The 13,136-nt window shown below is 65.6% G+C and carries 13 protein-coding genes, 1 tRNA gene and 1 pseudogene; 8 read left to right on the plus strand and 7 right to left on the minus strand.

Going from position 1 to position 13,136, the window contains the following annotated elements:
• Positions 1 to 141 precede the first annotated feature (141 nt).
• The 4 genes and pseudogenes from H1343_RS00775 to H1343_RS00790 form a co-directional block, all read right to left on the minus strand.
• A complete protein-coding gene (locus tag H1343_RS00775; RefSeq protein WP_185984106.1) occupies positions 142 to 477 on the minus strand; it encodes a pyocin activator PrtN family protein in 336 nt (111 codons plus the stop codon).
• Positions 474 to 1,502, minus strand: coding sequence for a tyrosine-type recombinase/integrase (locus H1343_RS00780; protein ID WP_246333184.1), 1,029 nt, complete (start codon positions 1,500 to 1,502; stop codon positions 474 to 476). Before H1343_RS00780 ends, H1343_RS00775 begins: the two co-directional genes overlap by 4 nt.
• A gap of 62 nt (positions 1,503 to 1,564) precedes the next feature.
• Positions 1,565 to 1,750 (minus strand): annotated as a pseudogene (locus H1343_RS17165) (helix-turn-helix domain-containing protein); the annotation flags it as partial.
• Between the two features lie 159 nt (positions 1,751 to 1,909).
• Positions 1,910 to 2,149 (minus strand): helix-turn-helix domain-containing protein, encoded by a 240-nt coding sequence (locus H1343_RS00790; protein ID WP_210270057.1) that lies wholly within the window; start codon positions 2,147 to 2,149, stop codon positions 1,910 to 1,912.
• A gap of 93 nt (positions 2,150 to 2,242) precedes the next feature.
• Here H1343_RS00790 and H1343_RS00795 point away from each other — a divergent pair, with 93 nt between their 5' ends.
• From H1343_RS00795 to H1343_RS00825, 7 genes are all read left to right on the plus strand, one after another.
• A complete protein-coding gene (locus H1343_RS00795) occupies positions 2,243 to 3,013 on the plus strand; it encodes a hypothetical protein (RefSeq protein ID WP_185984109.1) in 771 nt (256 codons plus the stop codon).
• 103 nt (positions 3,014 to 3,116) lie between these two features.
• On the plus strand, positions 3,117 to 3,644 hold the full coding sequence (locus tag H1343_RS00800; protein ID WP_185984110.1) for a hypothetical protein: 528 nt from the start codon (positions 3,117 to 3,119) through the stop codon (positions 3,642 to 3,644).
• A gap of 126 nt (positions 3,645 to 3,770) precedes the next feature.
• The gene (locus tag H1343_RS00805) at positions 3,771 to 3,935 is read left to right on the plus strand and encodes a hypothetical protein (RefSeq protein WP_185984111.1); all 165 of its coding nucleotides are present in this window, start codon (positions 3,771 to 3,773) and stop codon (positions 3,933 to 3,935) included.
• Positions 3,936 to 4,302: 367 nt separating this feature from the next.
• Positions 4,303 to 5,028: a hypothetical protein gene (locus tag H1343_RS00810; RefSeq protein ID WP_185984112.1), complete on the plus strand. Its 726-nt coding sequence runs from the start codon at positions 4,303 to 4,305 to the stop codon at positions 5,026 to 5,028.
• Between the two features lie 220 nt (positions 5,029 to 5,248).
• Positions 5,249 to 7,708 carry a lysozyme family protein gene (locus H1343_RS00815; RefSeq protein WP_185984113.1) on the plus strand — a complete coding sequence of 820 codons (2,460 nt, stop codon included), beginning with the start codon at positions 5,249 to 5,251 and terminating at the stop codon, positions 7,706 to 7,708.
• 77 nt (positions 7,709 to 7,785) lie between these two features.
• Complete coding sequence (locus H1343_RS00820; protein WP_185984114.1) at positions 7,786 to 8,334, plus strand: ribonuclease H family protein; 549 nt, start codon at positions 7,786 to 7,788, stop codon at positions 8,332 to 8,334.
• Positions 8,334 to 9,128 carry a ParB/RepB/Spo0J family partition protein gene (locus tag H1343_RS00825; RefSeq protein WP_185984115.1) on the plus strand — a complete coding sequence of 265 codons (795 nt, stop codon included), beginning with the start codon at positions 8,334 to 8,336 and terminating at the stop codon, positions 9,126 to 9,128. The genes H1343_RS00820 and H1343_RS00825 overlap by 1 nt, the downstream gene beginning before the upstream one ends.
• A gap of 20 nt (positions 9,129 to 9,148) precedes the next feature.
• Here the strand turns inward: H1343_RS00825 and H1343_RS00830 are convergent, their stop codons facing one another.
• Together H1343_RS00830 and H1343_RS00835 are read right to left on the minus strand one after the other, a co-directional pair.
• Positions 9,149 to 10,864, minus strand: coding sequence for a site-specific integrase (locus H1343_RS00830; RefSeq protein ID WP_185984116.1), 1,716 nt, complete (start codon positions 10,862 to 10,864; stop codon positions 9,149 to 9,151).
• Positions 10,865 to 10,950: 86 nt separating this feature from the next.
• Positions 10,951 to 11,035: transfer RNA gene (locus H1343_RS00835), tRNA-Leu, on the minus strand.
• A 192-nt stretch (positions 11,036 to 11,227) separates the two neighbouring features.
• On the opposite strand from H1343_RS00835, the gene H1343_RS00840 reads away from it, so the two are divergent.
• Positions 11,228 to 12,235 (plus strand): complex I NDUFA9 subunit family protein, encoded by a 1,008-nt coding sequence (locus H1343_RS00840; RefSeq protein ID WP_185984117.1) that lies wholly within the window; start codon positions 11,228 to 11,230, stop codon positions 12,233 to 12,235.
• 57 nt (positions 12,236 to 12,292) lie between these two features.
• Here H1343_RS00840 and H1343_RS00845 read toward each other — a convergent pair whose 3' ends face one another.
• On the minus strand, positions 12,293 to 13,093 hold the full coding sequence (locus H1343_RS00845) for an undecaprenyl-diphosphate phosphatase (RefSeq protein ID WP_185984118.1): 801 nt from the start codon (positions 13,091 to 13,093) through the stop codon (positions 12,293 to 12,295).
• Positions 13,094 to 13,136: the final 43 nt, after the last annotated feature.

Below are 13,136 nucleotides of genomic sequence, written 5' to 3' on the forward strand. Positions count from 1 at the left end.
CGCTGACGGCGCACCCCGGGGAGTTTCCAGATGACCGCGAGTGAGTTTCGCCGCATTCCCCTCCTCCGCCGCATTCCCATCGTGGAGCGCGGGACGGGAGAGCTCTACGTGATCGAAGTTCGCCGTGACCCCACAACGGGCCTAACGCTCAAGGCGAAGTTTCCCGTCGAGGCGTGAGGCCATAGTGCACCGATCAGTGCAGTATGCTGCCGGCGCCGTGCCGTTAAGCTGTCGGCACTCCTTCCGGGCCGCCTCCGCCTGCACATCGATGTACGCCGCAAGGTCCTGAAGGTAGACCCCCTTCGCCGCCTTCGCGCTCCCCTCAATCCTGGTCAACGGTAGGGCGATCTCTCCCGCCCCAATCTTGCGGAGGAGCTTTTGCGTGCCGAGGTGCGGGAAGAAGTCAGCCGCCACGGTGGCGATGGGGATCACCGGCAAGGCGTCGTAGCGGGCCATGAGGAGGAAGAGGGTCTTCATAACGCGCCAGCCTCCATCGCCGCCCTCAAGTCCTCGTGGGTCACATGCGCGTAGCGGCTGGTCGTCTCCACGTTGGTGTGCCCGAGGAGGCGTTGAGCCAGCCGCAAGTTCCCCGTGCGCCTCACCAGACGGGTGGCCGCAGTGTGCCGCATGTCATGAAACCGGAAGTCTTCCACGAAGGGCCGGACGTGCCGGTTCCAAGCGGTCTGCAATCCGTTGACCGTGATGGGATACCGCTTGCCCTTGGTGCGGCCCTCACGGGTGCGCTGGGCCTCGAAGGTGAAGACCGCTGTCTTGTGGTGATCCTTGAGGGACCACAGGAGGGCGTGGATTTCATCCGTCATGGGGATGGTGCGGGAGAGGTCGCCCTTACCCGTCACCCGGAACTCACGCTGGAAGAAGTTCACCGCGTGCCAGCGCAAGCCGACGATCTCGGCGCGGCGGCACCCCGTCAGGATCGCAAAGCGGATCACCGGACGGTAGTCGTCAGGGATGCGGGCCAGAAGGTCGGCCTCCTCCACCACGCTGGCCTCGCGGACGCGCTCCTGGGGCTCCTTCATGCGGTGGGTCTTCCAGGCGATCTTCGCGACTGGCACTTCCCACACCTCTTCGGCACGCCGCAGGAGGTTGCGCAGAGGTTCCACTAGGCTGCGGTTGACCGTGGCGGGCTTCACGCCTTCCCCACGGCGCTTGGCCACGAGGCGGGCAACCTCCGCGTTGGTGATGGCGGTGAGGAGGGTAGACCACCCAAGCTCGTTGAGCATCCAGGCGAAGTAGCGCTCTGTCCCGCTGGCATCGGCGTGAAACCTGCCCACCTCCGAGAGGAACCGCACAACGGCCGCATCAAAAGCCAAGGGGCGGCCGCGAGCTTTCATCACCGCATCTTTGACTTCCCGCTTGAGCCCGGCCTCAACCCGCTCCGCATCTTTGCGACACGTGCATCCAGTCGAGCCCGTATAGCGCTGTCCTCTAAACTGAAAGTCGAAATAGTACGGCTTGCGATCTGACCTCTTAAAGACTGACATTTGCGCTTCCCTATGAAGGCGTCGATGTCTGCCGGATCGTAGCGCCGAACTTCCCGACCGCCGCACCCAAGATCGACGTACGGCAAAGCCCCGTCACGGGTTAGCTCGCGCAGCTTGCGAGGTGAAACAGCGAGTAGCTGAGCGGCCGCAGCCGGTCGCAGCAAGGGAGGCCTCATGCGCGGCTGCGTGCCGCTGAACGGCGTTGATAGAGAGTGCGGCGGCGGACGAGCACCGGCATCGGCAAACATCTGACACACGGCACCAAGCGAGCGCCTGTTACGCAGCGCACGTGGTGCCTTGGTTGATCGGTCTGCCTTGGTAGGGTGGAGTTGTCTTGTGCGCCGAATGTGACCGTTCCGAGACCCGCTCTTTCAACGGCCCCGGCGAGACCCCACCCTCAGCGCCGCTCAATCCAATGGAGTTCGGCCGCCTTTCAGCCGGACACCCGGTCCGTCCCCATCGGCCTCGATGAAAACGGCGCCCGCTCGCTCCAATGCTGCCCGGATGCTGGCTACCGTGCTGGCCTTAAGTTCCTCTCCCCGCTCCAGCCTCGCCACCGTATCCGGCGAGACACCCGCACGTGCAGCCAATTCACGGACACCGAGGCCAAGTGCTGCGCGAGCCATCTTAGATTGAACAGGCAGCATTCAGAACCTCGTTACGATTTTGATTGACGTGAAGCAAGCGGCCACGTAATCGTATCACCGTTACGAAACCCTTGCGCTCACGGAGCATAAACGATGCTGGACACACTTGTGTCGGCAAACGCCCTCGGCTTGCCATTCGACACCGACAACATCACCGCCAACGCGGCCTTCTCTCCGGTCGGGCGGCACCATTCCGTCCTTCCCATCGTCCGCATCGTCCTGTTCCGGCAGGACCCCACGGACCCCGAGCGGATCATCGCAGTCTTTCCCTGTGAGCCCGCCCCCAACGGGCAGATGGTTGGCTTCACGACAGCCGAAGGCAACATCGCCTGTTCTCGCGCATGGTTCGACCGCACGACCCAAGCCCGCGAAAGGCAGTTCGGTCCACTTCGGTCTCTGCTCCGCGCGAAGGGCGACCACTTAGACGTTCGCCACCGGATCACCCCGGCAATGGACCGGACGCGGCGCTGGTGGCGGCTGGAGAATGAGTACATCGCGCATCAAGGCCAGCGCAGCAACGACACCCGCATGCTGGCAATCGACGCGCTGAACATGGTGGAGGATTTCTCCGGCGTCCCAGCCGATACCTTCCTGACCAATAATTGCGATGACCTGCATGTCTTGCGAGCCCGGTGGGCGGCCATAGTGGTGGCACGCAGACACTTCAACATTCCCCGCATTGTCCTAGCGGCCGTCTTCGGCTCCACAGTGAACGGCATCGGCGGGATGGGGGCAAGGGCGATGCAGCGCCGCCCCACGGACCATGCATTCGATCACCTCCTGTCCCGGCTTGAGGCAACCCTCGGAACCACCTTTTCGAGGCGTGGACCGGGCCGACCTTCGCGCAAGTTGATAGCGGCCTAGCAAGCCCGAACGCCTCCCTACCCGGGCCACACACCCGACACCGCCCCTACCAAGGCGCCGCCCTACCAAGGCATCCCTCGGCGCAACCATCACGGCGGACATCATGACCGACCTATCGTCCGGGCAGAGCACCCGGCAATTCACCACCATCTTCATCGACGCATACCGCATCCGGGGTGGCGACACGCCCGGCTCCGGGGCCTACGTGGTTGCCTTCGAGGACCGCCTCGCGTGGGGCCTCGGGGAAGCCGATGACCTCGAAGCCTTCTTCGCGCATGGCCTTGAGCACGCCCTCACGCTCCTCGGGGAGGACCACGGGCCGATCCGCCTGCGCTTCTTCGCGTGGCGCAGTTCGTTCACCCGACGTATTCGCCGCTCGGCACCCATGTGGATTGCGCGGGGTGGGCTCAAGGCGAACGGCGAGCCGGTCCCGCACTTCGCGATGTGGTCTAAGCTGCACGGGATGCTTGAGGCTGGGGACCTGAAGCTGGCGTACGGCGGCAGGCGTGAGGCCGGTGCGCTCGGGAAGGCCGCGACGGCGAAGCTTGAGGATTGCCTTGCGCGGGTCCGGGCGCTGGGTCTTCACGCCGAAGATGGGATTGTGGAGCGTGGCATCGAACAGAGCGGCTGAACATCTGTTCTCACTATGAGAGAGCTTAATTCCCTTAGCTATGGGGGGCCAGCCAGCGAACGCCGCCCGCACCCGGAGGCGGCTTGCCGTCGCGTACTCGTGGCGCTCCTCGTGGAGACCAGGGGAATGGACGCTCTCGACGCCGTGGAGCGGGCCGAGGAGTTGCTTCCGAAGCCGCTGGAGCAAGGGCTTCTCGACCTCGGCGCCGTTTTGCAGAGCGACTACTTCTTCGCCGGATGGGCGCCGAAAAATAATTGGCTTCAATATGAGGAGCGGGTCAGCGGCGTCTAGTCTACGGGCGAGAAAACGCAGAGAGAAGCGACACTTCAACGTGCTGATTTTAAACCGCAATTAATTCCCTGCACTATGAGGAGATACAAACGGCCCCTCAAGCGCATCCGCTGGCCACATCTCCCTCCACACATGAGAGGGCGCCAAAGCGCTTTCGCGGCCAAAGCTAACTGGTAGAACTATGAGAGACGGCGGCCCCTTCGCCGGACTGATACCCTCCATCGCTTGCTATTCGATCACATACCTACCAAGCGTAGCTTAACGGCGCCGTAGCGTCTTCCTCCTCCGCCACTCCCTGCCTAGCCCAACGCTCCCATCGGGGCGAACGGCGAAGCCATGTCCTCACGCAACCTCGGAGCAAATCCCGATGCCCTGCCTGTCCCTCGACTTCCTGCCGCCCGACGCACTATCGCGGCGCCTCCAGTATCTCTTGGCCATCGAACCGCACGCCGATGCGGATCGCCCGCAAGCCGCCCTCGCGGTTGCCGAAACGTTCCTCCCTGCCCTGATGCTCGACGCCGAGCGGGGCAACGTGTCCGCCGCAGAGGTGACAGAGCGCGACGGCCGCAAGGTGGTGGCGGTGTCGATCCAGGAGCGCACCCCGCGCCTGTTGATGCCGCTCGACTACGTGGGGCTCGACTTGGCCACGGCGTTCGGGCTTCGCCTGACGATCCAGCGCACAGCGGCCGACCCGAAGAAGCGCATGGACTACCCGCGCATCTCATCGCCAGGGCCGAACGGCTACGTCTTCCAGGTGCTCCGCATCCTCACCGACGCCCAGCCGGGACAGGTCGCAATGCAGCGGCCGGGAGTGGACCACCACGACCTCCGAAGGGGCGGGCTCCTCCTGTCCTGCGAGGATGCCGTGACGGCGGCGGGGAAGTCTCTGCGGTCTACGGTGCGCGGCCGTACGGACCTCATCGCCTGCGCCAAGGATCGCTTCGAGGCCAACCGCACGCGACTGGACGTTCCCACGGACTTCGACGCGGAACAGTACGCCCGGCTTCTCGCGCTCGCGTTCGGGCTTGCAGACTGGCTCCACGGTGAGCGGCCCGCTGCGCCTGCGGAAGGCGACACCCTTTCGGCGGCATAGAGCCGCCCACGAGTTCCTCCCTTCGCGGGGAGGTTACGGCCGGGCCGGAGGGGAGGTCTTTTCGGGATGAGCGCCTCCCCTCCGGCCCACGGCTAACCAAAAGCCTACCCCCTCAAGTCTCATCCCCTCCCCAGCACCATCCCACTTAGCCAAGGTTCATCCCCATGCACCCTACCCATCTGTCACGGGGCCTCACGCCTCGATAATGGCACGCGCCCCTATGCGCTCGGCGGGCACTCCCGAGCTTCTACGGCCCACGGCCTCCCCGGTGGACAGCTACGTCCGCCCTGCCCCGTCCGGTCTCAACCAGCTTGCGGGTGCCCTCGCCCAGCTAGACCCCGCACTCCGGGCCTTCACCGACCAGCGAGCCCAGCGCTTCCGAGACGAGGAAGCCAAGCGGGCCGAGGCGGACCACTTCAGGAACAACGAAGAGGGTTACGCTGAGGCTGTCCGCACCGGCCAAATCCCCGCCCATCACTCCCGCACCTACATGCGGACCTACAAGGCAGCCGAAGGGGCAACCATCGGCCGCAACCTCCAGCATCGCTACCGTGCCGCTTGGGATGCGTGGGAGGGTAAGAACGCCGAGGACCCGGACGGCTCGCTCCACGCCGGCTTCCTTCAGGAGTTCATCCGGTCGAACGTCGGCACCAACGACCCGGACGTGTTGGCGGGCGTCCTGCCAGCGGTGCGCAGCCTTCAGGAAAGCGCCACATCGGCCGACATCAAGTACCGTGGCGACCGTGCCTATCTCGGCTCCATCACCGCCCACACCGCCCGGATCAACCAGCATATCGATGATGGCGACGATGCCGGCCTCCTGTCCCCCGAGGGCACCAACTATCCGGGGGTCTTCGCGGCGGCCTTTGCGGAGCGCGAGAGGATCGTCGCCAGCGGTGCCCGACCGGAGGATTTCGACAAGGCGATGATGGAAGCCTTCGCGGCCAAGGCCGTGGAGAAGGGAGACGCCGGCCTCCTCGCTTGGTTTGACCAGACGGTGCCCGGACAGGACTACACCTACGGCGACACCGCAGACGGCCAAGCGCTCCGCCTCCAGACCCTGGAGAGACTGGAGACCGTCGAGCGCCAGTACGCCAGCGATGCGCACACCCGGCAGACCCGCGAGGACGCAGCCGCGAAGGATGCCGCCACGCGCACAGCGATTGACCTCTTGGCGGCCGGGGAGCCCGTCCCTGAAGAGTTGCTTGCAGCCGGGCAGCGCGTGGACCCGACGTTCCGCACCCGCATAGGCGAGTGGCGGAAGAACTTGGCGGAGCGCTCTTCGGACCCCGACGTTCTCATGTCGGTCTACGATGCTGTGTTGCGCGGGGGCGGCGTGAAGGCGGTGGTCGATGCGTTCGATGCGGGGGCGATCAGCAATCCTGAAGACCTCACCAAGCTCCACACCTTCGCCAAGGGCTTCGAGGAGAACGAGGACCGCATTGAGGATGCGCTCGGCTCTGCCGCGGCGCGACGGCTCCTTGATACCATCGACGTACAGACCAAGGGTTCCACCGACTTTGGCGATCCGGTAGGCGGCACCTCGCGCGAAGGGTTAGAGGCGCAGTACGACTTTCGCCGGATGGTTATGGAGTGGGCCATCGCGAACCCGGATGCCTCGGCCTACGAACGCGAAGAGGCGCTGGGGCGCTTCGGCAAGATCATCCTAGACCGCATCCAGCCGAGCACGAACCCGCTGGATAAGGCGGCGGCCGGGACATACGAGCGCGGAGAAGAGCGCTTTCCCAACCCGTACACAGAAGGCCCGGTGGCGGGCCCCGAGACGGCGCCAACAACCATCCCGCCTGCGCCAGCACCGCCAGACGCATCAGGGTTGCTAAGCCCGAGCGTTAAGCCAGCGGATGGCGAAGCCCAGCTTCCGAACTCGGGGTGGTTCGACGGCCTGCCCGATTGGCAGAAAGGCATCATCCGGTCGTATGCTGACCGGAGCGGCATGTCTCTGGAGGACGCCACGCGGGCCATCCGTGAGCGCTCCGATCCGAGCTACAAGCCGATGTCGGCCCACGGCGACGGCGGGGCTGCCTACCAGCCTGCGGTCTACGATCCCTCCTCCCCGGACATGGGCGATGGGGACAGCCGTTCGCTTGGCCTCACGCCCGAGCAAGCCTCCGCGTTCCTCGACGAGGCCCTTGCGGCCAACACTGTGGACACCGCACCGGGCTCCGCCTTCGTGGCGAACGACCCGAGTGCATCGCGCCTCCTCAACCTCATCGGGCAACACGAGGCGGCCGGGAACTACAACGCGGTCTACGGAAGGGCCGGCTCGAAGCGGGACCTCTCGGCCCTCACCTTGGATCAAGTCCTCGGGGAACAACAGGCCGCCCGCAAGCGAGGCGCGGCGTCCACTGCAATCGGCCGCTACCAGTTCATCTTCAAGACCCTCCGGGGCCTGAAGTCGGAGCTTGGTCTGTCCGGCAAGGAACGCTTCACGCCGGAGCTTCAGGACCGCCTTGCCATGCAACTCTTGGAGCGCCGGGGCTACTCCGCGTTCCGGGCCGGCAGGATCAGCCAGCGGCAGTTCGCCCTTCGCCTCTCACAGGAGTGGGCGTCGTTAGCAAACCCGAGCACGGGCCGAAGCTTCTACGCCGGGGATGGGCTCAATGCCTCCTCCGCGTCCGCCTCCGATGTCTACCGGGCCTTGGGTCTTATCAGAACGTAACGAGCGGGGGGCGATGCCCCCTGCTTCATATCGATGTTGACCACCAACTTACCAACCAACCAGACGACAGGAGAAACATGACCACAGAGAACGACGCCGCGCAGCCTGACGAGGGCTCGACGCAGGCGGCGGGAGGGAAGCCGAGCGTTGATGCCTTCGTGGCGTACGCCGATGGCTCCTCGCTCTTCAATCCCGGCCCCTCGGGGTGGGCCGCAACGATCCTCACGGAAGACGGCACGCGCACGACGCTGGCAGGATCAGAACCCTACGCGACCAACAACCAGATGGAATTGACGGCGGCCATCAAGGTGCTTGAGGCCGTCCCCGAGACCGCATGTGGGGAGGTTCGATGCGACAGCCAGTATGTCGTCCTCGGCGTGAACCAATGGCGGAAGTCGTGGGAGGCGAAGGGCTGGCGCACCAGCGGCCGGAAAGCCGTTGCCAACAAGGAGCTTTGGGTCCGGCTCTACGCCCTCGCGGATGCTCGGCCGGGGGTGTCCTTCGAGTGGGTGCGCGGTCACGCCGATGACCCCGAGAATTGCGCCGTGGATGCCCTCGCGCAGGCGGAGGCGAAGAGGGAGCACGCGAAGCAGCGTAATGCCCGAGCGGGCGTGAAGGCGGCGTGATGGCGGACAAGGAAGACTTCGCACCCGCTGCCTTGATGGCTGGCCTTGCGGCGGAGATGGAGAAGGAGGCGGGCCCGTGCGGTCCGCTTCCCCCGGCCCTGCCCTTGGCGGACATCGAGACCATGCCGGCACTGTTCCAGGTGCGAGAGCTTTACGACCAGCATGCGGAGGACATAGCGCGGGCGCTGCGGGATGGCGCGGAGGTTCCCCCGTTGCTGGTGCTGCGGGCCGGGCGGCGGGTGATTGTGATCGATGGCCACCACCGCCTTGAGGCGCATCGCTTGGCGGGGAAGCTGGCGGCCGTGCCTGTGGTTGGCTTCGAGGGGACTTTGCGGGAGGCGGTCCTGGAGGCGTGCGCCCGAAACTCCGTCACCAAGCTGCCCATGACGGCGGGCGAAAGGCAGGACGCAGCGTGGCGTTATGTTTGCTTGGGGGTGGGCTCGAAGGCGCAGATCGCGAAGGCTTCGGGTAGCTCCACAGCAACGGTTGCGAGGATGCGGGAGGTTGCTAAGCGGCTTGGCCCGGAGGCATTCGAGACGCGGTCTTGGTGGCACGCGATGCGGCTCGACAGGGAAGCCGAGCGGGGAGACCAAACGGAGGAGGATCGGCTGGTGTGGATCGAGGCCACCGCCCAGCGCTACGCCGACACCATGGCGCGGACCTTCGGGAAGAAGCTGACGGGTAACGCCGAGATTGCTGCGAGGGCCATGGCGATCCACTTCGGGCGGCGGCTGGAGAGCGTGGTCCAGCACCTTGGAGAGTGGCTCCCGGACGAGCGCGAAGGGGACTATTGAGGCGGCGGGCTGTGTCACCACTAGGGTGTGTCAATGATACAGGCAGAAGGGTGGGCGCCCTCCTGTCTCGCGCCTGCACTCGCGGGGTCGAACCTCGGGAACCTCTCGAAAGCCGCCGCCTGCGCCTTCAAGCTGACAGACCCGTAGCTCCCCCCGATTGATCCAGGCGCGTGCCCACAGATCGCATCAAGCACGCTATCCTCTATGCCGGCCTCGCGGCCCAGCGTCTTGAAAAGATGCCGCCACCCGTGGTTCGGGGCCACTCCGGGGTCCGTCACAGTCTCTCGGGCGAAAACGGCAAGGCGGTTCTTCGTGGCCCGGCGTTTGCCCTCTGTGTCTTCGCCAGCCTTCGCGGAGAAGAACAGATGGCCAGCCTTGGAGCCGGTCACGAAGTCCGGGAAGCCCATCTCCACTAGATGAGCGTGAAGCACCACCTCCCGTAGCTCCTTGTCCTTCACAGTGCCGGCCTCGGGGGTGATCGTGATAACCCATAGACCCCCTTCCTTCCGAACGTCTTGACGGCGCAACTGGACAAGCTCGCCTACGCGGGCTCCGGTGTAGGCGCATAGCCACGGCACCCAACGCTTCGCCGCCGCCGTCTGTGCGTTTTCCCACGGGGTCCTACGATGTGCGGACGCGGCGGAGAGGAGCGCGGCGGCTTCCTTTGCGGTGAAGCCCTTCGGGCGCGTCTTGATGGCCTTCGCTCGGATGACCTTGATTCCATCGGCGGGGTTGGTGGGGAGGACCCGATTGGCGACCGCGACCGCGAAGACGGACTTGAGGCCGGCAATATCGCTGTCCTTCACCGTCTTCGTGCTCACGCCGCTAGCGAGCCGATGAGCCTTAAAGCTGACGATGTCCTCGGCCGTCACCGCCCGCGCGTCGTCGTGCCCGAGGAGAGCAGAGAGGCGCTTGAAGATCGCCTCATAGGTGGTGCGCGTCTTGTCCGTCCGGCCTGCCGGTTTCGCCTCCTCCCACCACGAGCCTACAAGGCCCACCAGCGAGAGCTTCGCGCCGGGAGCGGGATTGGCAGGGCTCGGAGCTTCTCGTGCTTCCGGGACCTCCCATTTCGGAAAGCGGTCCTGTTCGTCAGCGGGGGAATAGTCTCCTGCAGCTTGCCTCCTACGAACTGCAATGGCGTCTAGCTGGGCTCGGCGGAACTCCCGAAGGATCATAGCGCGGCTTTCGGCGTCGATGGCTCCAAGCCCACGGCGCCGCAGAACACTATCTATCAGCGGTCCAAATGCCGGCTCCAGGCGCTCCAAGTCCTCTTCGTCGGCAATGGCTTCGAGGTGCTCGGCAACCGACTGCCAGCCCTCGGGCGGAATGAAGGTATCCTCCACTAGCTCCATCTTGCCTGTCGCTGGCTGGAACTCAACTGCAAGCGTTCGCCCGCCTCCCGAAGTGCCTGCCCGGAAGAGGTCTCCCGCAAGCGCTACACATTGGCGATGAGTGAGGGACACCGGCTCTACCGCTCGGAGCGATTGCCAGACGGTCTCAACGTAGGCGGCAACCTCCGCCAACCGGACCTTTGCGGTGCTGGGGTCAGATGTTCGGAGCGAGACACGGACGGTCTCCATCGCCTCCGTAATTTGCAGCGTGACCGCCTCCGAGCCGACCGGGATGGCCAGCCGCAGGCCAACCGCACGCTCGCGGACAGCCTTCGGGATGCGTTGCTGAAAGTAGGCTTGGGTTGAGCCGGATCGCTTCACGGAGGCTACCAGTCGAAAGGCCATTGTGTGCCACCTTTGTAGCACAGGCTTTCGGCCTCAATCGACTGTCACGGCTTAACTATCGGGCTTCCCTGAACAATCAGGGGAATTGGTGCCCAGGAAAGGACTCGAACCTTCACGCCTCGCGGCACACGGACCTGAACCGTGCGCGTCTACCAATTCCGCCACCTGGGCACGGGCGCGACCTTTATGGGGGCGTCATCGACCTGTCAACGATTCCCTTGGGCTGGGACCCAGCAATCTTCACCATGCGCCTTTCCGAGTCATCATCGAGCCGCTAAATCGGTGCGATCGGTTCGAACGGTTCCAAAGGCCCCGGCGGCGGAACACCGCCCGCGGGCTCGGCAGGCACGAGAAGGCTCCATCATGAAGATCGACAACAGGAAGCTCGTCACGGTCTTCGGCGGTTCGGGCTTTCTCGGCCGCTACGTGGTGCAGGCGCTGACCGACCGCGGCCACCGCGTGCGCGTCGCCTGCCGCCGGCCGGACCTTGCCTATCACCTGCAGATCGCCGGCCGCATGGGCCAGGTTCACGCGGTGCAGGCCAATCTGCGCTATCCGTGGTCGGTCGAGCGCGCCGTCGATGGCGTCGATCACGTCGTCAATCTCGTCGGCATCCTCGCCGAGAGCGGCCGGCAGCGCTTCAACGCGATCCAGGCCGAGGGCGCGGCCACGGTCGCGCGCGCGGCGGCCGCGCAGGGCGCCGGCCTCGTGCAGATGTCGGCGATCGGCGCGGACGAGAATTCCGCCAGCCGCTACGCGCGCACCAAGGCGCTCGGCGAGCGCGCCGCGCTCGAATCGGTGCCGGACGCGGTCGTCCTGCGCCCCTCCGTCGTCTTCGGCGCCGAGGACCAGTTCTTCAACCGCTTCGCCGGCATGGCGCGGTTCTCGCCCGCGCTCCCGCTGATCGGCGGCGGCCACACCCTGTTCCAGCCGGTCTTCGTCAACGACGTCGCCCAGGCCGTCGGCGAGGCGGTGGACGGCAAGGTCGCGGGCGGGCGCGCCTACGAGCTGGGCGGGCCCGAAGTGCTCTCGTTCCGTCGCCTGATGGAGGAGATGCTCATCGTCATCGACCGCAAGCGCGCGCTCGTGCCGATCCCGTTCTCGATCGCGGACCGCATGGCGGGGCTGATGGGCCGCCTGCCCGGCGCGCCGCTGACGCGCGACCAGGTGGAACAGCTGCGCCACGACAACGTCGTCTCGCAGGAGGCGATCTCCGAGGGCCGCTCCTTCGAAGGGCTCGGCATCGTGCCGCGTTCGCTCGAGGCGATCCTGCCGACCTATCTCGTGCGCTTCCGCCCGCAGGGGCAGTTCACGCGCGGTGCGCCGACGAGCGACAAGACCGTGGACGAGGAGATTGCGCCCCGCGCCTGAGCTCGCGCGCTTCGGCTTCGAAGCCGGTGCGCCGATCCGAAGGGTTCGAGCGCTCTCTCAGCCGAAGGCGATGATCGCGATGAGCCCGATCGTGCCGACGCCGATGCGCCAGTAGGCGAAGGGCGCGAAGCCGTGCCGGGACACGAAGTCCAGAAGGTAGCGCACGACGAAGATGCCCGAGACGAGCGCCGCGACGAAGCCGACGGCGATGATCACCGCGTCGTTGGCCGAGAGGATGTCGCGGTTCCTGAAGAGGTCGTAGGCGAAGGCGCCGGCCATCGTCGGCATGGCGAGGAAGAACGAGAACTCCGCCGCCGCGCGCTTCTCCGCGCCCAGAAGCAGCGCACCCGCGATCGTCGCGCCCGAGCGCGAGGTGCCGGGGATCATCGCCAGGCACTGGATGAAGCCGATCTTCAGGCAAAGAGCGGGCGGAAAGGTCATCGCGTCGTCGTAGCGCTTCTCGATCGCCATGCGGTCGACGGCCAGCAGTATGAAGCCGCCGACGATCAGCGCGATGCAGATGATGGCCGGTGATTCGAACAGGACGCTCTTGATGAAGTCGTGCGCCAGCGCCCCGATCACCGCCGCCGGCAGGAAGGCGAGAAGGATCGACAGGACGAAGCGCCGGCTCTCGGCGCTCGATGGCAGCGTGACGAAGAGATGCCAGAGCTTGGCGAAATAGACCGAGACGACGGCGATCACCGCGCCGAGCTGGATCAGCACCTCGAAGCTGTTTCCGGTGGATTCGAAGCCGATCGCGCGCCCCACCAGGATGAGATGGGCGGTCGAGGAGACCGGTATGAATTCGGTCAGCCCCTCGATCACCCCGAGCAGCGTCGCTGAAAAGATTTCCGGCATCGTCCACACTCTCCTTTCGCTCCCGCAATATGCGTGTTGCCTT

The sequence above is a fragment of the Aureimonas mangrovi genome (assembly GCF_014058705.1).
Classification (GTDB): domain Bacteria; phylum Pseudomonadota; class Alphaproteobacteria; order Rhizobiales; family Rhizobiaceae; genus Aureimonas; species Aureimonas mangrovi.

Bases quoted from the DNA above. Each gene is read 5' to 3' on its own strand.
- H1343_RS00820 (WP_185984114.1), top strand. From the start codon at position 7,786: ATGACCACAGAGAACGACGCCGCGCAGCCTGACGAGGGCTCGACGCAG.
- H1343_RS00780 (WP_246333184.1), bottom strand. From the start codon at position 1,502: ATGTCAGTCTTTAAGAGGTCAGATCGCAAGCCGTACTATTTCGACTTT.
- H1343_RS00825 (WP_185984115.1), top strand. From the start codon at position 8,334: ATGGCGGACAAGGAAGACTTCGCACCCGCTGCCTTGATGGCTGGCCTT.
- H1343_RS00810 (WP_185984112.1), top strand. From the start codon at position 4,303: ATGCCCTGCCTGTCCCTCGACTTCCTGCCGCCCGACGCACTATCGCGG.
- H1343_RS00800 (WP_185984110.1), top strand. From the start codon at position 3,117: ATGACCGACCTATCGTCCGGGCAGAGCACCCGGCAATTCACCACCATC.
- H1343_RS00815 (WP_185984113.1), top strand. From the start codon at position 5,249: ATGCGCTCGGCGGGCACTCCCGAGCTTCTACGGCCCACGGCCTCCCCG.
- H1343_RS00845 (WP_185984118.1), bottom strand. From the start codon at position 13,093: ATGCCGGAAATCTTTTCAGCGACGCTGCTCGGGGTGATCGAGGGGCTG.
- H1343_RS00805 (WP_185984111.1), top strand. From the start codon at position 3,771: ATGGACGCTCTCGACGCCGTGGAGCGGGCCGAGGAGTTGCTTCCGAAG.
- H1343_RS00790 (WP_210270057.1), bottom strand. From the start codon at position 2,149: ATGCTGCCTGTTCAATCTAAGATGGCTCGCGCAGCACTTGGCCTCGGT.
- H1343_RS00795 (WP_185984109.1), top strand. From the start codon at position 2,243: ATGCTGGACACACTTGTGTCGGCAAACGCCCTCGGCTTGCCATTCGAC.
- H1343_RS00840 (WP_185984117.1), top strand. From the start codon at position 11,228: ATGAAGATCGACAACAGGAAGCTCGTCACGGTCTTCGGCGGTTCGGGC.
- H1343_RS00775 (WP_185984106.1), bottom strand. From the start codon at position 477: ATGAAGACCCTCTTCCTCCTCATGGCCCGCTACGACGCCTTGCCGGTG.
- H1343_RS00830 (WP_185984116.1), bottom strand. From the start codon at position 10,864: ATGGCCTTTCGACTGGTAGCCTCCGTGAAGCGATCCGGCTCAACCCAA.